This window comes from Pseudonocardia sp. (genome assembly GCF_050246655.1).
GTDB lineage: Bacteria > Actinomycetota > Actinomycetes > Mycobacteriales > Pseudonocardiaceae > Pseudonocardia.
Window position 1 is genome coordinate 1 of the sequence record NZ_JBFWVQ010000119.1, and the last position, 16,504, is coordinate 16,504.

At 71.7% G+C, this 16,504-nt stretch carries 19 protein-coding genes; 4 read left to right on the forward strand and 15 right to left on the reverse strand.

Going from position 1 to position 16,504, the window contains the following annotated elements; genetic code table 11:
- Positions 1-232 (forward strand): hypothetical protein (locus tag AB7J25_RS25825; RefSeq protein ID WP_428513067.1); only part of this gene is annotated, 232 nt, incomplete at its 5' end.
- A 46-nt stretch (positions 233-278) separates the two neighbouring features.
- Here the strand turns inward: AB7J25_RS25825 and AB7J25_RS25830 are convergent.
- The 14 genes from AB7J25_RS25830 to AB7J25_RS25895 all read right to left on the reverse strand — a co-directional run bounded on the left by AB7J25_RS25830 (position 279) and on the right by AB7J25_RS25895 (position 12,492).
- Complete coding sequence (locus AB7J25_RS25830; RefSeq protein ID WP_428513069.1) at positions 279-1,598, reverse strand: sensor histidine kinase; 1,320 nt, start codon at positions 1,596-1,598, stop codon at positions 279-281.
- A gap of 2 nt (positions 1,599-1,600) precedes the next feature.
- Entirely contained in the window at positions 1,601-2,320 is a 720-nt protein-coding gene (locus AB7J25_RS25835; RefSeq protein WP_428513071.1) for a response regulator transcription factor, read from the reverse strand.
- Positions 2,321-2,370: 50 nt separating this feature from the next.
- Positions 2,371-3,462 carry a right-handed parallel beta-helix repeat-containing protein gene (locus AB7J25_RS25840; protein WP_428513073.1) on the reverse strand — a complete coding sequence of 364 codons (1,092 nt, stop codon included), beginning with the start codon at positions 3,460-3,462 and terminating at the stop codon, positions 2,371-2,373.
- Positions 3,463-3,551: 89 nt separating this feature from the next.
- Complete coding sequence (locus tag AB7J25_RS25845) at positions 3,552-4,976, reverse strand: amidase (protein ID WP_428513075.1); 1,425 nt, start codon at positions 4,974-4,976, stop codon at positions 3,552-3,554.
- Complete coding sequence (locus tag AB7J25_RS25850; RefSeq protein WP_428513077.1) at positions 4,973-5,200, reverse strand: hypothetical protein; 228 nt, start codon at positions 5,198-5,200, stop codon at positions 4,973-4,975. Before AB7J25_RS25850 ends, AB7J25_RS25845 begins: the two co-directional genes overlap by 4 nt.
- Positions 5,197-5,637 carry an ester cyclase gene (locus AB7J25_RS25855; RefSeq protein ID WP_428513079.1) on the reverse strand — a complete coding sequence of 147 codons (441 nt, stop codon included), beginning with the start codon at positions 5,635-5,637 and terminating at the stop codon, positions 5,197-5,199. The genes AB7J25_RS25850 and AB7J25_RS25855 overlap by 4 nt, the downstream gene beginning before the upstream one ends.
- Complete coding sequence (locus AB7J25_RS25860) at positions 5,634-6,668, reverse strand: phenylacetaldoxime dehydratase family protein (RefSeq protein WP_428513081.1); 1,035 nt, start codon at positions 6,666-6,668, stop codon at positions 5,634-5,636. Before AB7J25_RS25860 ends, AB7J25_RS25855 begins: the two co-directional genes overlap by 4 nt.
- A complete protein-coding gene (locus AB7J25_RS25865) occupies positions 6,658-7,098 on the reverse strand; it encodes a nitrile hydratase accessory protein (protein ID WP_428513083.1) in 441 nt (146 codons plus the stop codon). The genes AB7J25_RS25860 and AB7J25_RS25865 overlap by 11 nt, the downstream gene beginning before the upstream one ends.
- Before the next feature lie 4 nt (positions 7,099-7,102).
- Positions 7,103-7,738: a nitrile hydratase subunit alpha gene (gene nthA, locus AB7J25_RS25870; protein WP_428513085.1), complete on the reverse strand. Its 636-nt coding sequence runs from the start codon at positions 7,736-7,738 to the stop codon at positions 7,103-7,105.
- Between the two features lie 46 nt (positions 7,739-7,784).
- On the reverse strand, positions 7,785-8,465 hold the full coding sequence (gene nthB / locus AB7J25_RS25875) for a nitrile hydratase subunit beta (RefSeq protein ID WP_428513087.1): 681 nt from the start codon (positions 8,463-8,465) through the stop codon (positions 7,785-7,787).
- 120 nt (positions 8,466-8,585) lie between these two features.
- A complete protein-coding gene (locus AB7J25_RS25880; protein ID WP_428513089.1) occupies positions 8,586-10,025 on the reverse strand; it encodes an ABC transporter substrate-binding protein in 1,440 nt (479 codons plus the stop codon).
- Positions 10,026-10,063: 38 nt separating this feature from the next.
- A complete protein-coding gene (locus AB7J25_RS25885) occupies positions 10,064-10,411 on the reverse strand; it encodes an ArsR/SmtB family transcription factor (protein WP_428513091.1) in 348 nt (115 codons plus the stop codon).
- Positions 10,412-10,519: 108 nt separating this feature from the next.
- Positions 10,520-11,230 (reverse strand): type 1 glutamine amidotransferase domain-containing protein, encoded by a 711-nt coding sequence (locus tag AB7J25_RS25890; protein ID WP_428513093.1) that lies wholly within the window; start codon positions 11,228-11,230, stop codon positions 10,520-10,522.
- Entirely contained in the window at positions 11,227-12,492 is a 1,266-nt protein-coding gene (locus AB7J25_RS25895) for an NADH:flavin oxidoreductase/NADH oxidase family protein (protein WP_428513095.1), read from the reverse strand. Before AB7J25_RS25895 ends, AB7J25_RS25890 begins: the two co-directional genes overlap by 4 nt.
- A gap of 103 nt (positions 12,493-12,595) precedes the next feature.
- Between AB7J25_RS25895 and AB7J25_RS25900 the strand changes: the two genes are divergently transcribed.
- From AB7J25_RS25900 to AB7J25_RS25910, 3 genes are all read left to right on the forward strand, one after another.
- Positions 12,596-13,174, forward strand: a complete 579-nt coding sequence (locus AB7J25_RS25900) for a TetR/AcrR family transcriptional regulator (RefSeq protein ID WP_428513097.1) — start codon at positions 12,596-12,598, stop codon at positions 13,172-13,174.
- Positions 13,175-13,485: 311 nt separating this feature from the next.
- Positions 13,486-14,292 carry a maleylpyruvate isomerase family mycothiol-dependent enzyme gene (locus AB7J25_RS25905; RefSeq protein ID WP_428513099.1) on the forward strand — a complete coding sequence of 269 codons (807 nt, stop codon included), beginning with the start codon at positions 13,486-13,488 and terminating at the stop codon, positions 14,290-14,292.
- A 699-nt stretch (positions 14,293-14,991) separates the two neighbouring features.
- A complete protein-coding gene (locus AB7J25_RS25910; protein WP_428513101.1) occupies positions 14,992-15,927 on the forward strand; it encodes a cyclase family protein in 936 nt (311 codons plus the stop codon).
- 84 nt (positions 15,928-16,011) lie between these two features.
- Here the strand turns inward: AB7J25_RS25910 and AB7J25_RS25915 are convergent, their stop codons facing one another.
- The gene (locus AB7J25_RS25915) at positions 16,012-16,368 is read right to left on the reverse strand and encodes a nuclear transport factor 2 family protein (protein ID WP_428513103.1); all 357 of its coding nucleotides are present in this window, start codon (positions 16,366-16,368) and stop codon (positions 16,012-16,014) included.
- Positions 16,369-16,504 lie beyond the last annotated feature (136 nt).

Below are 16,504 nucleotides of genomic sequence, written 5' to 3' on the forward strand. Positions count from 1 at the left end.
CTGGGCCATCGGCTACAACGCCGTCGCGCTGCCGATCGCCGCGGGCGTGTTCGAGCCCGCGTTCGGGCTCGTGCTGCGACCCGAGATCGCCGCGCTGTCGATGTCCGGGTCCAGCCTCCTCGTCGCGGTGAACGCTCTGATGCTCAAGCGCCTGCGGCTGCCCGAGCCGCCCACCGAGGCCGACACCGTCCCGGCCACGCCGCCGGTGCGGCCGACCACGCCCGTCCGTTAGCCCGCGGGGACGTGATCGCCCCGCACGAGTGCGTCCTCCGCGTCCTCTACGGGCTCTCGGCGGGCGCCGCCTGACGGGGCGCGTCCCGGTCGACGTCACGCTGCGGTGCGGCGGGCAGGAGAAGGGTGAAGACCGGCGGCGACGGCCGGGTGAGGACGAGGCGGCCTCCCTCGGCCTCGGCGAGTCGGCGGGCGAGGCCCAGTCCCATCCCGCCGTTGCGGGTGTGCGTCAGGGCGCCGGGGTCCAGGCCGTCGCCGTCGTCCGCGACGTCGACGGCCACCGCACCCGCGGTGTCCCGGACGGTGACGTGGACGGTCCCTCGCCCGTGCAGCTCGGCGTTGTCGAGCAGCACACCGAGCACCTGCCGGACGGCCGCGGCCGAGACCGGTGCGCGGGAGAGGTCGGCCTCCAGGGTCTCGTCGAGCGCGCGGCCCGCGGCGACGAGGCGCTCCCGTCGCGGCGCGAGGACGTCCGCGGTCAGCGCCGCCACGTCCACCGGTTCGCCCCGGGTCGAGGCCGGTTCCCTGGCGAGCAGCATCAGCTCGTCGATCGTGCGTTCCAGCTGGTCGGCGGAGGCGATCCCGGCGTGCACGGCGCGCCGGGACTCCTCGTCGGACATCGTGAGGGCCGACTCGAGCCGCAGGCGGAGTCCGGCGAGCGGGGTGCGCAGCTGGTGGGAGGCCTCGGCGGAGAACGCCCGCTCGCGAGCGAGCAGGGCGTCGAGCCGCTCGGCGGTGTCGTTCAGGGCCTGCCCGACGGCGTCGATCTCCGGGATCCCGGCGGACGGGGAGCGGACCCCGAAGTCGCCGTCACCGAGCCTGCGCGCGTTGACCGAGAGCGTCTCCAGCGGCTCGGCCAGCCGCCGCGCCTGCCGCCGGGCGAGCTGCCAGACGAGGACGAGCACCAGCGCGCCGAGGGCGAGCATGCCCAGCCACGCCGGCACGAGGTGGTGGTAGATGTCGGCGACCGGCCGGGCCACCCGTACCGCCCCGTGGACCGCGTGCTCGCCCGTCACGGGCACGGTGACGATCAGGGTCCCGTCGTCGTTCCCCTGGGTCGTCCGGCCCTGCAGCGCGGCGCGGACCCGCGAGTCGCCGGTGTCGGGCCCACTGCCGATGATCAGGTCGCCGTCGTCGTCGTAGACGGCGATCTCGGTGTCGCCGTCGCCCTCCGGGATCTCGTCGGGTGTGTCGCCGTGGGAGAGCTCGGTCTGCACGGAGCGGGCGGTGACGCCGGCCAGCCGCTGCAGCGAGGCTTGCTCCTCCGCGACGGTGAGCTGAGCTGCGCCGACGGCAAGGGGCAAGCCGAACAGCACCACGGCGAGCGTCGCGGCGAGCACGGTGAGGCCGACGATCCGGCGTCGCATGGTCAGCCTCCTGCGGAGCGGTCCGACCCGGGGGCGGGTGTCTCCAGGCGGTAGCCGTGCCCGCGCAGCGTCGTGATCGCGGGCAGCCGCTCCGGGGTGCCCCCGCTCGAGGCGATCCGCCGGCGCAGCGCGGCGACGTGCACGTCGAGTGTCTTGGTCGAGCCGTACCAGTTCTCGTCCCAGACGTCGGAGATCAGCGTGTCGCGGCTGAGGGCGACGTCCGGGTCGCGCGCGAACCGCGCGAGCAGGTCGAACTCCTTGGTCCGCAGGACGACCTCCCGGCCCGCCACGGTCACCCGCCTGCTGCCGAGGTCGACGACCAGGTCGCCGAGACGCACCGTCGTCGAGCGCTCGGCTGTGCCGCTGCGGCGCAGGTGCGCGCGGGTCCGGGCGAGCAGCTCGCCGAGGCGGACCGGCTTGGTCAGGTAGTCGTCGGCCCCGGCCTCCAGCGCGACGATCACATCCATCTCGGCGGTGCGGGCGGTCAGGACGACGATGACGGCGGTGCTCTGCAGCGGCCGCAGCCGCCGGCACACGTCCACCCCGTCGACGTCGGGCAGGCCGAGGTCGAGCAGCACCAGATCGAACCGTCCAGCCGCGCCCGCCGCGAGAGCCGCACCTCCCGTGGTGGCCAGCACGACGTGGTGACCACTGTCGCGCAGGGTCGTCTCGAGGACCTCGCCGATCGTCGCGTTGTCCTCGACGACCAGGACCGATGCCACCTCGGCGATGTTACCGACCCCGCCGTCGCGGACCGGCTCCGTCACGGCGCCTACAGCTGGTACGCGCCGAGATCGACTGCACCGGTCGGGCGGGGCGTGCCGTCGATCGCCACCGGCGGGGCCATCTCCGAGGTGCCGCGGCCGACGGCGGGGCTCGACGGGAGGAGCCGGTAGTCACCGGCGCCGTCCGCGCGGTAGTCGACGAACTGCGGATCGGCGACGATCGTCCCGGCCTCCTCGCCGTCGCGGAGCAGGATCTGGTCGCGCTCGTTGTCCCAGAGGAGGTTGTTGAGGAAGCGGTTCCCCGATCCCGAGTCGCCGCCCTCGCGGATCCCTTCCCGCGCGTTCGCGACGACGATGTTGTTCGCGACCAGCGAGTCCTCGACCGGGACGTCGTCGTCGTTCGCACCGCCGATGACGATGCCGCCCTCGCCGTTGTCGAACACGACGTTGTTGACGATCGTGATCCGGTTGCAGGCGTGCCAGCAGTGGATGCCGAATCCCGGTGCGCCGTAGGCCAGGTTGTTGGCGATGACGCCGCCCTGGTGGGTGACGTAGATCGCGTGGTCGAGGTTGCTCTCGCCGCAGTCTGAGGCGATGTTGCCGATGACGTCGATGTCGGTCAGGTCGTAGTCGTCGTTCGCGGTGTAGATGCAGTTGCCGGGGAACTGGGAGACCCGGTTGTTCATGATCCGCACGTGCGAGCCGCGGTTGAAGATGCCGTCCTCGTTGTCGCCGGTGAGGGTGAAGCCGACGATGTCGACGTAGTCGCCGTCGTTCTCCCAGCCCCCGGTGGCGTTCCCGTCGGTGCGAATCGAGGCAGCGGGTGACTGCGCCACGAACGCGATGCGGGCGTCCGGCGTGCCGTCGGCGGCCGTGCGGACATCGCCTTCGTAGGTGCCGTCGCCGACCAGCACGGTAGTGCCGGGGCGGGCCCGCTCGGCGGCCGCCGAGATCGTCGCCAGCGGCTCCCGCTCGGTGCCCGGGCCCTCGTCGTCACCGTCCGGGGCGACGTGCAGGACCGCGTCGCCGGTCGGCGCCGGAACGGCGTAGGTGGGCGCGACGGGCGGCTGCGCCGAGCACGCGGCGGTGGCCGCGGCGGCGGTCACCGCGAGGGCGACGACACAGCGCCGATACCTCATCACCGCTCCTTTCCGAGGGGTCGTGCCCGACGCTAGGAGGCGTCCGGCAACCCGAAGGCAAGGCTTCGGTTAGCGCTCGGTAAGAAGGCTCAGGCGGGTGCGACGGGCGGCGGGGCCGCGGTGTGGAACGTGGTGGCCTGCTGGAACGCATGGGCGATCCGCAGGAGCGTCGCCTCGGCGAACGGCTTGCCGATGAGCTGCAGCCCGATCGGCAGTCCGGCGTCGTCGAACCCGACCGGCAGGCTGATCGCCGGCAGGCCGGTGAGCGAGGGAAGACCGGTGAACTGCATGATCGCGGACAGCATGTCCTCGGGCTCGCCCGCGTCGATCTCGACCATGACATCGCCGAGCGGGGTGGCCGTGAACGGCAACGTCGGGCAGGCGAGCACGTCGGCCCGCTCCAGAGCGGCGAGGGTCTGCCTGCGGAGCAGTGCCCGGTAGCGCTGCGCCTGCAGGTAGTGGGTGGCCAGCAGCATCTCACCGGCCTCGAGCAACAGGCGGACGTCGTCGCCGTAGTCGTCGGGCCGTTCCCGCAGCCACCGCTGGTGGTAGGTGCTGGGCTCGGCGGCCTCCACGGTCAGCTGGGCGGAGATGTTGCCCTCGATGTCGTCGACCCGGACCTCGCACGTCCGTGCCCCCAGCCCGCGGAGGGTGTCCAGCGCTGCGCGCACCGCCTTCTCGACCAGTGGCTGGACGTGGTGCAGGGAGTACCCGGCGATCAGGCCGATTCGCACGCCGTCGACGCCGAGCGGGAGATCGCGCGCGGCGTCCTCGCCCGGGCGCGGTACCGACCCGGGGTCGTGGGGATCGAAACCGGCCAGCACCGAGAACATCGCGGCGCAGTCCGCGGCCGTGCGTGCCATCGGACCGACCGTGTCCATGCTCCAGGCCAGGGGCACCACACCGGTGTTGGGGACCCGGCCGATGGTCGGCCGGAGCCCGGTGACGCCGTTGAGTGCCGACGGGAGCCGGATCGACCCGCCGGTGTCGGTGCCCAGGGCGCCGAAACAGGACCTGGTCGCGACGGCGACCCCGGACCCTCCGCTGGAACCACCGGGCATCCGGCTCGTGTCCCAGGGGTTGGTGACCGAGCCGTGGTGCGGGTTCGCCGAGGTGCCGCCCCAGGCGAACTCGTGCAGGTTGGTCTTGCCGACGAGGATCGCTCCCGCGGCGCGGAGCCGCTTGACGACCGTGGCGTCCTCGGCCGGACGGAAGTCCGCGAGGATCTTCGAGCCCGCGGTCGTCACCTGGCCCCGGACGTCGATGTTGTCCTTCAGGGCGACCGGGACACCGTGCAGCGGACCGAGGAGATGCCCGGCCGCGGCCATCCGGGCGGTCGCCTCGGCGACGTCGCGAGCGCTGTCGGCACAGACCGAGATGTAGGCGTTGGTCCCTTCGATGCTCTCGATGCGCCGCAGCGCGGCCTCCACCAGCTCGACGGGCGACACCTGGCGGCTCGCCACGAGCCCGGCCGCCTCGGTGAGGCTGCGGTCGAGGAGTTCGTCGTCGTTCATCGGTCGGCCTCCGCGCCCGTGCCGGACTCTCCCTGGGTGAACACCACGGCGGGCATCGAGGACCGCAGGTCGTCGGCCTGCATCCGGGAGCTCAGCGCGTTGGCCGCCGGAATCCACTGCCGGAGCAGGTCGGCCAGGGGAGCGAGGCGTGCCTCGGGCAGGGGGAGCGCGGCGAACGCCGCCAGCCGCCGCACCGACTCGGTCGTGATCTCGTCGTCGTTCATGCGGTCGTCCCGGCGAGAACGTCGGACCGGACGGGGATCAACGGATCGGCGACCGTGATCAGCTCGGCGATGCGACCGTCCTCGACCCGCCCGAACACGGCCTCCGACCAGGTCATCTCGGCGTGGTCCCGCGACGTCCCGCGGTAGACGACGAGCGCGGCGAGCCGGTCGATCGAGCGCCCCTTGCCGACCACGTGGGTGTCGAGCTCGTGCAGCAGCCAGCCGCCCTCGATCGCGGTGTTGAGGTCGGGGAAGGTCGATCTCAGGGCCACGATCACCTCGGCGAACCCGGCCGGGCCCCGGACGGGGGAGTCGAGGCCGCTGAGATGGCCGACGAAGCCGGGAGCGAGGAACTCCGGGATCCGCCGCAGCTGGCCGGCGTTCACGACCTGGTCGTAGAGCGAGCAGAGCAGGGCCTTGTGGGCGAACGCGGTCATCGGACGCCTCCCGGGACCGTCGAGGGGGCGGACGCGAACAGCGGCAGCAGGCCGGTGTCCGGATGGCAGTTCACGTACTCGGCCGAGAGCTCGCCGGAACGCAGGATGTGCGCCTCCGCCCAGACGAACAGGCCCATGGCGATCCCGTTCTCGGCCAGCTCGGTCGCCGCCCCCATGAACGCGTTGTAGAGCGCGAGATGGGAGGGCTGGGTGCGTGCGGCGTGCTCCAGGTGACCGAGCGTCAGGAAGTACGCGAACTGGCTCGCCCTGCGCAGGTCCCGCCCGGTCTCCAGGTCCTGCTCGACGGTGTCGACGATCGATGCGCACCCGCTGGTGTGCGGGCTCGTGGCCAGGTAGGAGATCCACTTCTGGCTGGCCGGCTTCAGCAGGTCGTCCCAGAGCTTCTGCTCCTTCGGCTCGACGACGTGGCTGGTGTCGGCGCCCTCACGCACGAAGCAGAGGTTCTCGGGTGTGGTGACGGCCACCCGGTGCCCGCGCGAGTCGACCTGCCGCACCTCGGGAAGCTCCGGGAGCGGGCTGGCGAAGTCGTCCGTGGCCGAGTCGATCATCCGATCCCGGTAGCCACCCCAGTAGCCGAACTTGTCCGTCGCCTGCAGCCCGAGGAGCGGGGTGATCCCGACCTCGTGCGGGCCCACCCCGAAGTAGTGGAACCGGCCGGCGCGCGGCGTCATCACCTCCCGCCAGTAGCCGGTGCCGGGATCGTCGACCGGGAGCGCGTCCCACCACGACGCCACGGGCCGGGACGCGAGGAAGTCCCGGGCCTGCCGGGCCCCGGTCCAGTAGGCCATGAGGATCGTGTGGTGCCCGGAGTCGGAGTCGTGGCGGTGGCAGCGTTCGACCTTCCCCGGGCCGGCAGGGCCGCCGAAGAGCCGCCGCATGTCGGCCAGGAAGGACTCCGTGCGGGCGTCCTCGTGGGTCTGGATCCCGAAGAGCGCGAATCCGACGTTCGTGGTCCCGGCGGGGAAGCGGACGATGCGGCCCGGGCCGTCGACGGCCTGCTCATCGGACATGTCCGCGACCTCCGGGGATCAGGACGGCGACGGGTTCGCGCACGGCGTGCTGGTGGTCGGAACTGGCGGGCGAGGCCAGGATGTCCTCGGCCCTGGCGTCGAGGTCGGCGCGGGCGAGCCAGCCCTTGCGCTCCGCGAGCCGTTCGAGTGCGGCCGTCCACCGCTCGTAGTAACTCCAGCCGGTGAGGTCTGGGTGCTCGGCCTCCCACTCACGGATGGCCGTGACCAGCTCCTCCTGGAAGTCGCTCCAGGGGAAGCCGAGGCGTTCGTGCAGTGCCATGGCGATGCTGAAGGCACGGATCTCCCACGCGTGGTCGAAGGCGAGGTCGCCCGAGCGTCGCGGAATGCGGTCTCCGCGGGGCAGCACGTCGACCAGGGAGTCCACCCGGGGCCTGGCGTCCGGCGACGGCCGCTCGCTGATCTGCCGCATCGGCTCAGGCCTCCGCCTCGGTGTCGGCGGCGCCGGGCCGGAGCGCTTCGCCGACACCGATCAGCGAGTCGCGTGTCACCAGCAGGGCGAGCTGCTCCTCGGTGAGTCCGTCCGTCCCCTCGGGCCGGCGCGGGAGCACCCAGTAGCGCAGCTCGGCGCTGGAGTCCCAGATCCGGATCTCGGTGCTGTCGGGGAGCCGCAGGCCGAACTCGGCCATGACGCCACGGGGGTCGCGGACCGCCCGGGCCCGGTAGGCCGGGTACTTGTACCAGTTCGGCGGCAACCCCAGGACGGGCCACGGGTAGCACGAGCAGAGCGTGCACACGACCAGGTTGTGGACCGCGTCGGTGTTCTCCAGGACGATCATCTCCTCGCCCTGCATCCCGCCGACGCCCATCTCCGCGCAGGCCGCGGTCGCGTCGGCGAGCAGCCGCGCCCGGAAAGCGGCGTCGACCCAGGCGCGGGCCACGATCGTCGCCCCGAGCTGCGGGCCGACCTCGTTCTCGTAGACCGACGACATGAAGTCGATCGCGTCGGTACCGATGATGCCCTTCTCGACGAGGATCGCCTCCATCGCCTTGACCCGGGCGGCGACGACCTCGTCGTGTCGTGAATGCGTGTGGTGGTGCGCGACGGACATGACGACCCTTCGATCGAATCGGTGCGGTGAGGGGTGGGAAGCGGCGTCAGGCCGCGATCAGGTAGGGCTGCCACAGGTCGATGTGGACGAGGGAGTTCGCCGCGCCGGGCTCGTCGCCCCACAGCTCGGACGCCGTGAACCGCACGGTGTAGAGGTGGTGCGGGTCCTCGCCGAGGCCGAGGGCGTTGCTGTCGGGGTACACGTAGGCGCCGTGCGCGGCGACGACCTCGCCGACGCGCCCGCGGATGTAGCCCGCACGCCGGGTGTGGGTGGTCGACACCTCGGGTCGGACCCGTACCGTCTGGCCGACCGCGAAGGCCGGCTCCGCGTCCGTCTGGCGCCGGTACTCGTCGCCGCCCGGGATCAGCCCGCGCAGCGTCTCGACGAGCTCCGGCTTGGCCGCCTCGGGCGCGGCCTCCCCGGGGTGGTCCAGGTAGTGCCGGGTCCGCCGCTCCAGATCGTCCGGATCGAAGATCCCCGCCCGGGTGCCGTAGAGGATCATGGAGTGCAGCCAGTGCTCGTAGTAGGTCGCCGAGAGGTACTCCGCGGGCGGGATCTGCTCCATGCCGGACCGGAACTCGTCGAGGTTGAACGCCCCGGCCATGGCCATCGCGGGGAACATCACCAGCACGGAACGCTCCCAGTCCGCGTGGAAGACCGGCTCGTCCTGCTCAGGGGCGATCGGGCCGAGCCCGTGCCGACCTCCGAGATCGTGCACGCCGTCCATGTTGCGGCCACCTTTCGTCGGCGGTGTTGCGGGCGACCCTAGCGGTGACGGAAGCATATGTCGATATCTATCGACATATGGCAGATATCCGCGTCGGAGGAGTGATCGGTCGGCGCCGGGCTAGCAGGCCTCGTCGAGCATGTGGAGACCGCCGTTGCGTGCCTCCGCCAGGTACAGGCGCGGCGTGAGGAGGTCGCGCGCTCCGATCGTGGTGCCGCCCGAACCGGAGCGATGCTGCAGCAGGGCGCGACCCTGCAGGCCGGCGCTGTCCTCGGGCGTCGCTCGCACGGCTCGGGCGTACTGCAGGATCGCCTCGTACACCGTCTCCGACAGGGTCGAGAGGGGTGGGGCCCAGCGACCGTACGCCGCCCGGTATCGCGCGACGAGGTCCTGGTTGCCCGCCGCGGTGCCGTCCTGCAGGTAGCCGAGGGCGGTCCAGATGCCTTCCGCGGCCTCGGCTCCGATGTGCGCACACGTCGGCTCGTCCATCACGAGAGACAGGGAGCGGGCCGACGACCGCAGGCCCGCGGCGGCACACTGCCGCTGGAACTCGACCTCGTCCGCACCGATCAGCGAGGACAGCACGACGTCCGCGCCGGAGTGCTGGATCCGCTCGATGATCTGCCGGTAGTCCGACGTCCCGGTGGGGGTGTAGGCCTCGCCGATCACCCGCCCCGCCGCCCTCGGGACGGCGATGCGTGCGGCGGCGTGGGCCCCGTAGGACCAGCTGTACTCCTCGCCGACCAGGAACCAGTTCCGGGCACCCGTGGCCCGCATGATCGGGCCCGCCATGCGGCCGATCTGGGCGGCCGGGTGCTCGCCGAACCGCACGACGGACGGGCCTTCCCCGTCGCCGCGCTCGTTCATCACGGCGTGCACGAGCAGCACACCCTCCGTGCGAACCGCGCTGCTGATGGCCGCGAAGCTGCTCGACGTCGTGCAGGCGAAGATGGTCCGGCAACCGGCTCCGGTCAGCCGGCGCGCCTCCGCTGCGGCCAGCGCGGGATCCGTGGCGTCGTCGACGACCAGCAGCTCCAGCCGTCGGCCGTTGAGCCCGCCGGACTCGTTGACCTCGTCGACCGCGAGCTCCGCGAGATACTCGGTCGCCATCGAGTAGATGGCCGCCGGACCGGATTTGCTCGTGACCACCCCGATCCGCACGGCGTCGCGCGCCACCGGCGGCACCGGAAGCACACCTCCGGCGTGCCGGACCAGCCACTCCACCCCGGTGCTGGACACGTCGGCCCGCACCCGTATCCGAGTGCGCCGCGGCCCCTGCCGATCGAACATCACCCTCAGCCGTCCGCGCCACGGCTGCGCATGCTCGATGCTGATCATGGAGTTCGGCCGGACCGCCGAGAGCCGTCCGAGCAGCTCCACACCGAACCGCCGGGCACTTCCCGGCCCGACCGGGAGGGTGACGCGAACCGTCGACCCGATCGTCAGCGACTCGCATCGCGCCTGGAACAGCCAGCTCCCCGCCTCCCGCCGCCCGAAGAGCCGGTAGGCCTCGGCAGGCGGGAGATCCACGACGGACTCCGCCATCAGCGTCGTGTCCATCACGCCTGCACGGCTCCGATCTCCGACGGTTGGGCTGATCAGCCGGCGCCGCGCTGCAGTTCGTCGGGGGAGTCCGCGGTGCCGGTCGCGGACGGGTCGATCCGCACCGCGTTGCGCAGCAGTCCCTGCAGGTAGCGGAACGCGTCCTGCACCGAGCCGTCGGCGTCGAGCGAGTAGTAGCGACGACGCCCGTCACGACGCTCGACCACCACGCCGGACGTGCGCAGGATCCGCAGGTGGCTCGACACCGTGCTCCGCCCGATGACATCGACCCGCTCCGCGATCTCCGTGACCGTGAGCTCGCCGCCCTCGCCGAGAACGGACAGGATCTGCCGCCGAACCCGGTCCGACAGCGCGTCGAAGGCGAGGTTCTCGTTCGCGGTCATGGCCGCGAGGCTAGCATCTGTCGATAGTTGTCGACATGACGAAGCATTCGGGACGCGGCATGCCGGCCGGACTCGCCGTCCACACCGTGCCGGGTTCTCCCTGACGCGTCACGGCGCCGGGTCGCCGACGTCGGCCACGAGCTTCTTCGCCAGCTGCTCGGAGGAGGCCGGGTTCTGGCCGGTGTACAGGTTGCGGTCGACCACGACGTACGGGCGCAGTGGCAGGCGAGCCTTGGAGTAGTCCGCGCCGTTCTCACGCAGCCGGTCCTCCAGGTACCACGGGGCCTTCCGGCCGAAGGTGGTCAGCTTCTCCTCGGTGGTGGACAGACCCGTCAACCGGTACCCGGCGAACGGCCAGGATCCGTCGTCGTCGCGTGCGGCCAGGGTGGCGGCCGGTGCGTGGCACAGCAGTGCCAGCGGCTTGCCGGAGTGCAGGACGCGGGTGAGCAGTGCGCCGGAGACGGGGTCGTCCGCGAGGTCCTCCATCGGCCCGTGCCCGCCGGGGTAGAACACGACGTCGAACTCGTCGGGGTCGACCTCGTCCAGCGACCGAGGCGTGTCGAGCTCGGCCCGGATCGAGTCGAGATAGCGGGCGACCTCACGGATCGTGGACGGCCAACCGGCCGTGCGGGACATGCTGAGCCGGTCCAGCGTCGGCGGCGTACCGCCGGGCGTGGCGATGGTGATGTCCCAGCCCGCCGCACTGAAGATCTTGTGCGGGACGGCGAGCTCCTCGCCCCAGAACCCCGACGGGTGGACCGTCCCGTCCTTCAACGTCCAGCGGTCGGCAGCGGTGACGACGAACAGGACCGCGGTCATCGTGCGTGCTCCTTCGTGGTGAGGGCGGCGGTGCGGGCCGGGAGCCAGGCGCGGTAGCGGTGCATCGCCCGTCGCCGCTGCAGATTCTCCGAGACCAGGGCATACGCCGGGAGGGCGCCGGATGTGGTGTCGCTGCCGCGGGCGACACGCCGCATCTGGCGGCGGACCTGCGCCATGCTCGCCGCCGAGGCGAGGGTCTTGTCGGACCAGGCGACCGGCCGCAGCGCCCGATCGGCCTCGCGGCCGTCGCGCCAGCGCAGCGGCAGGTCCGGGGTGACGGCGAGGGCGGTGCCCATCCCGACCAGGGCCACCCCGCTGTCCAGCACCCGCTCGGCGGTGGCGCCCCGGGTGATGCCACCGGTGAGCATCAGCGGCAGCGGGCTGGTCGCGACCAGGTGCGCGGCCAGGTCGAGGAAGTAGGCCTCACGGGCCCGGGTGCGGGCATCGAGGGCGCGGCCGGTCATCGCGGGGCTCTCGTAGCTGCCGCCCGACAGCTCGACCAGGTCGACGCCCAGCGGTTCGAGCATCGCGATCACCCGCCGGGCGTCGTCGGCGTCGAACCCGCCGCGCTGGAAGTCGGCGGTGTTGAGCTTCACCGCGACGGCGAACGTCGGCGAGACGGCGGCGCGCGTCGCCCGGACGACGTCGAGCAGCATCCGGGCCCGGTTCTCCAGCGGGCCGCCCCACTCGTCGGTCCGACGGTTGGCCAGCGGGGACAGGAACTGCGACAGCAGGTAGCCGTGGGCGGCGTGGATCTCCACACCGTCGAATCCGGCCTCGTCGGCGCGGGCGGCGGTGACGGCGAACCGCTGCACCGTCGCGGCGATCTCAGCGGACGTCATGGCGACGGGTCGGCCGAACCTGCTGCTGTGCCGGCCGACGTCGACGCCCACTGCGGACGGGGCCCACACGACGCCGGGCATGTCGGCCTCGACCTGCCGGCCCGGGTGGTTGATCTGCATCCACATCGCCGCGCCGCCGGATCTGCCGGCCGCCGCCCACTCGGCGAACGGCTCCAGCGGGGCGGCGTCGTCGAGCACCACGCCGGCGGGACCGGTGAGCGCCTCGGCGTGCACCATGACGTTCCCGGTGATCAGCAGCCCCGCGCCGCCCGCGCCCCAGTGCCGGTACAGCGCGAGAAGCTGCCGGTCGGGCAGCTGCCCGGTGCCCGCCATGTTCTCCTCCATCGCCGCCTTCGCGATGCGGTTGGCGAGCACCGCGCCGGAGCGCAGGGGGAGCGGGGAGAACAGCTCGTTGGACATCGGATTTCCCTTCCGGGGTCGCTCGCGGCAATGTGTACACTGCATACATCAGAAGACCCTAGCCGCCCGATGTAAGCGGCGTAAACACCAGGAGAGGTGATCCGTGTCGCAGGCGACCGCCTCCTACCACCACGGCGACCTGCGTGCGGCCTGCCTGCGTGCGGCGCGGGATCTGCTCGAGGAGGGCGGTCACTCCGGGCTGTCCTTGCGGGCGGTGGCGCGCCGGGCCGGTGTCTCGCCGGCGGCTCCGTACCGCCACTACGCGGACCGCGAGGCGCTGCTCTCCGCGGTCGCCGCGGAGGGCTACCGCGAGCTCGCCGGCCATCTGGCCGCCGCCCACCCGTCGCCCTCGACGCCGGACGACCTCGTCGACCTGGCCGTCGCCTACGTGCGGTTCGCGCTCGACCACCCGGCGCTGTTCCGGGTGATGTTCGCGGAGCCGTGCGACCCGGGCAGTCCCGATCGGGTGGCCGCGACGACGGCGATCAACGACTACCTCCACTCCGTCGTCCGGCGGGCGTTCCCCACCGCCGACGCGGAGGCGATGGCGGCGGCCCTGTGGGCGCTGGCCCACGGGCTCGCGTTCCTGCACCTCGGCGGCAAGTTCGACACCTCCTCCGCCGAGGTGGTCGCGGGGAAGGTCCGCACGACGATGTCGGCGCTACTCACCCTTCCCACGTAGGACAGCGCCCTCGCGCCTCAGCGGCGCCCGTCGTGCAGCTGGAGAAGGGCCCGGTACACCTCCGCCGCCGATGGCGGAGCGGGCAGCGGCGCGCCGCCCGGCGCGGCGAACGCCTGGGTCAGGTGCGCCGAGATCGCTCGACGGGATCAGGGTGCGATCGCCGATGCGGCCCGCTGATGCCGGAGCGCGGCACCGCGGCCGTTCGACGTCGGATGTCCCGGCCCGCCCGTCCGGCAGCGACATAGTTGAGTATTGAAGTTTCTGTCGAACAGGAGTAGGCCATGCAGTGGCCGGCCGGGAGGAGCGTCTGCATGACAACGGAACGGGTCAGCACGGCGGATCGGGTGATCGCGGCCATGCGCGCGGAGCACACGGCCCTCGTGGCGCGGGTGTCGAGCTTCGACGACGACGATCTGGCGAGACGGTCCGCCGCGACGGAGTGGGACATCTCGCAGGTCCTCAGCCACCTCGGCAGCGGCGCCGAGCTCGCCACGGCCGTCCTCCGAGCGGCGGTCGACGGCACGTCGCCGCCGAGCCCTGACGCCGCCCCCGCCGTCTGGGCGCGGTGGGACGCGATGTCGCGGCGGCAGCGCGCCGACTCGTTCGTCCCGGCCGACGAGGCGCTCACGGCGTTGTACGAGTCCCTCGACGACGCTGCGCGCGCGGACCTCCGCATCGATCTCGGCTTCCTCCCCGCTCCGGTGGAGGTGGCGACCCTCGGCGCGATGCGGCTCAACGAACTGGCCCTGCACGCCTGGGACGTGCGCGCCGCATTCGACGACGACGCGACCCTCGACCCCGCCACGGCGGCCGCGTTGCTCCACAACGGACCGGACATCTTCGCCTGGATCGGCAAGTCCGACGCGCTCGGCGACCGGCGTGCGGTCGTGAAGGTCACGACCGTCGACCCGGCATCGGAGTTCGTCCTCCGGCTGGATGCGCCCATCGGCGTGGACCTCACGCCGCCCGGGCACGTCGACGGCACGCTCGAGCTGGCCGCCGAGTCCTGGCTGCGGTTGGTCGCCGGGCGACTCGCACCGCGGTACACACCCGAGGGTGTCGTCGCGACCGGCGCGGCAGATCTCGACCTGCTCCGGCGCGTGTTCCCCGGCTACTGATCCAGCGGGACATCACCGAGGTCAGCACGATCCAGCGGCGGATCGGGGAGTCGTCCATCCGCCTGATCGGGTCGACCTCGTGTCGGCATCCAGTCTTTCGGGCAGTCGTCCAAGCTCAGCTCCCGCCCAAACTTCAGCGCCTGCTCGCGACGCCTGCCTCTTTCGACACCTTTGAAGCGCGTGCCGATCCTCTTCCCGAAAGCAAGGTATGCGGTTCGAGCACCTTCATCCGTCGGCCCGGCGCAGTCCTGACTCGCCGCTTGTGAATCATTCTCCGACGCGATCTGTCAACGTGTGAAGGGTGTTCGGAATCGCCGCGATACGTGTGGCCCGGGTGCCGTTCGCGGATTGACCGGTCCGCACCACAGTCAGCATCTCAGCGCTATCGAAATAAGGGCTTTGTCTGCGCGGCGCAGCGACCATGATGGGCGTGCAAGTGCTCTCTCGAGAAGTGCGGCGAGGAGTATCGCGAGGCCCTGCAGCGATTCTGGCAGTATACGATCGACAGATATCGCGCCAGGCTCTCGGACAGCTGTATCGTCGGTATCCTCGCTGCGCTGAAAAGCAAGAGGGTGCGATCTGAATGTCCTGGTCATCGACCCGACCCGACGACCGTAGTGTCATGCCAGTTCAGCGGGCCTTGGTGCCTCGAACCGCGTGACCGGAGGAGTCGATGTTGGGATGACGGCAGAGCGACCGATGCCCACACAGGACGACGTGCTCGGGTACTTCACCACGCTGTCGAACTGGGGACGGTGGGGCGACGACGACGAGCTCGGCACTCTGAACCACATCACCGACGACGTCCGGCTGGCGGCGGCGCGGGCCGTGCGCCACGGCAGGAGCGTGTCGTGCGCATGGGAGGTCGCCGCACCGGAAGACATGGAGCGGTCGACGACGACGTGCCCGTACGCCGTCGACATGCCGGGTGCCGAGCACATGCCGGCGCGCTTCCACGGCGACCGGCGATGGGGCTTCTCGTCCGAGCGGCTCGGCATCGCGTTCCACGGCAACACGCTCACCCACGTCGACTCGCCGTGCCACATCTTCTGGGACGGCGACATGTACAACGGGCGGTCGCACTCGCTGGTCGACGCCGCAACGGGATCGGCGTGGGCGGCCGTCACGGCGGCGGCGAACGGGATCATCACGCGTGGTGTCCTGCTGGACGTTGCGAGGGTCCGCGACGTGCCGTGGTTGGAACCGGCGCAGGGTGTGTTCCCCGACGATCTCGAGGAGGCCGAGCGTCGCCAGGGTGTGCGGGTGCGATCCGGCGATGCGGTCCTCCTGCGGACCGGCTACGGGCGCGCCCGGCACGAGACCGGTGCGGCCGTCGGCTTCACACAGGCCGGCTGGCACGCGTCCTGCCTGCCGTGGCTGCACGAGCGGGAGGTCGCGCTGATCGGCGCGGACACACCCCAGGACGTGCAGCCGTCGGGTTACGCGGACGTGTTGATGCCGGTGCACGCCGTGAGCCTCGTCGCGATGGGTCTGTGGCTGCTCGACAACTGCGACCTGGAGGGGTGCGCGGCGACGGCTGCCGAGCTCGGCCAGTGGGACTTCCACCTCGCAGTCGCGCCGGTCCGCTTCGCCGGTACGTCGGGCAGTCCGGTCAACCCGATCGCCACATTCTGACTGCGGGACCTGGGGCGGAAGCTCCGCGTGAACCGCGTCCGCACGTGAGTGCCCGCCGTCCCGGGCTCGCGGAGGATCATCGAGTCAGCTGACGATCGGAGGTGCGGCCGCGTCGGAGATGCCGGCCGCAGCTTGGATGGCGAGTGCGCGGGCGACCTCTTGGGAGTCCTCGAACACATCGAGTGCGACGATGCGGCCCCAGCGCAGTGTGATGATGTGGACGGCGTGCTGGCGGTAGCCGCCGCCGTCCTCGAGCGTCGCGGCGCCGTCCCACTGGACCAGGACGGTCGTGTTCCACGGCCATCCGGTCACCCAGATCTCGTTGACGGTCAGATGCAGGTTGGGCAGGACCAGCCAGAGACGGGCGAACCAACGCTCCAGCGTGGCTCGATCGTTCCGCTCGCCGCCGATCGCGTGGTTCCCGAGGAAGCGGTGGTTCACCGTAACCACTCAGGTCAGCAGGTCAGCGGCGGTTTCCAGGGGTTTCCGGTGACGGCGTCGCGGAGTGCGTCGTAGACGTTGTCGCCGTGCTTGCGCACCGTGGAGATGTAGCCGCGGATGCGGAGCCAGGCTCGTG

Excerpts from the sequence above, each read along its gene's own strand:
- nthA (WP_428513085.1), bottom strand. The coding sequence starts at position 7,738 with ATGTCCGTCGCGCACCACCACACGCATTCACGACACGACGAGGTCGTC.
- AB7J25_RS25910 (WP_428513101.1), top strand. The coding sequence starts at position 14,992 with ATGCCCACACAGGACGACGTGCTCGGGTACTTCACCACGCTGTCGAAC.
- AB7J25_RS25890 (WP_428513093.1), bottom strand. The coding sequence starts at position 11,230 with ATGACCGCGGTCCTGTTCGTCGTCACCGCTGCCGACCGCTGGACGTTG.
- AB7J25_RS25830 (WP_428513069.1), bottom strand. The coding sequence starts at position 1,598 with ATGCGACGCCGGATCGTCGGCCTCACCGTGCTCGCCGCGACGCTCGCC.
- AB7J25_RS25855 (WP_428513079.1), bottom strand. The coding sequence starts at position 5,637 with ATGACCGCGTTCGCCCACAAGGCCCTGCTCTGCTCGCTCTACGACCAG.
- AB7J25_RS25860 (WP_428513081.1), bottom strand. The coding sequence starts at position 6,668 with ATGTCCGATGAGCAGGCCGTCGACGGCCCGGGCCGCATCGTCCGCTTC.
- AB7J25_RS25865 (WP_428513083.1), bottom strand. The coding sequence starts at position 7,098 with ATGCGGCAGATCAGCGAGCGGCCGTCGCCGGACGCCAGGCCCCGGGTG.
- nthB (WP_428513087.1), bottom strand. The coding sequence starts at position 8,465 with ATGGACGGCGTGCACGATCTCGGAGGTCGGCACGGGCTCGGCCCGATC.
- AB7J25_RS25895 (WP_428513095.1), bottom strand. The coding sequence starts at position 12,492 with ATGTCCAACGAGCTGTTCTCCCCGCTCCCCCTGCGCTCCGGCGCGGTG.
- AB7J25_RS25905 (WP_428513099.1), top strand. The coding sequence starts at position 13,486 with ATGACAACGGAACGGGTCAGCACGGCGGATCGGGTGATCGCGGCCATG.
- AB7J25_RS25840 (WP_428513073.1), bottom strand. The coding sequence starts at position 3,462 with ATGAGGTATCGGCGCTGTGTCGTCGCCCTCGCGGTGACCGCCGCCGCG.
- AB7J25_RS25885 (WP_428513091.1), bottom strand. The coding sequence starts at position 10,411 with ATGACCGCGAACGAGAACCTCGCCTTCGACGCGCTGTCGGACCGGGTT.
- AB7J25_RS25850 (WP_428513077.1), bottom strand. The coding sequence starts at position 5,200 with ATGAACGACGACGAGATCACGACCGAGTCGGTGCGGCGGCTGGCGGCG.
- AB7J25_RS25880 (WP_428513089.1), bottom strand. The coding sequence starts at position 10,025 with ATGGACACGACGCTGATGGCGGAGTCCGTCGTGGATCTCCCGCCTGCC.
- AB7J25_RS25845 (WP_428513075.1), bottom strand. The coding sequence starts at position 4,976 with ATGAACGACGACGAACTCCTCGACCGCAGCCTCACCGAGGCGGCCGGG.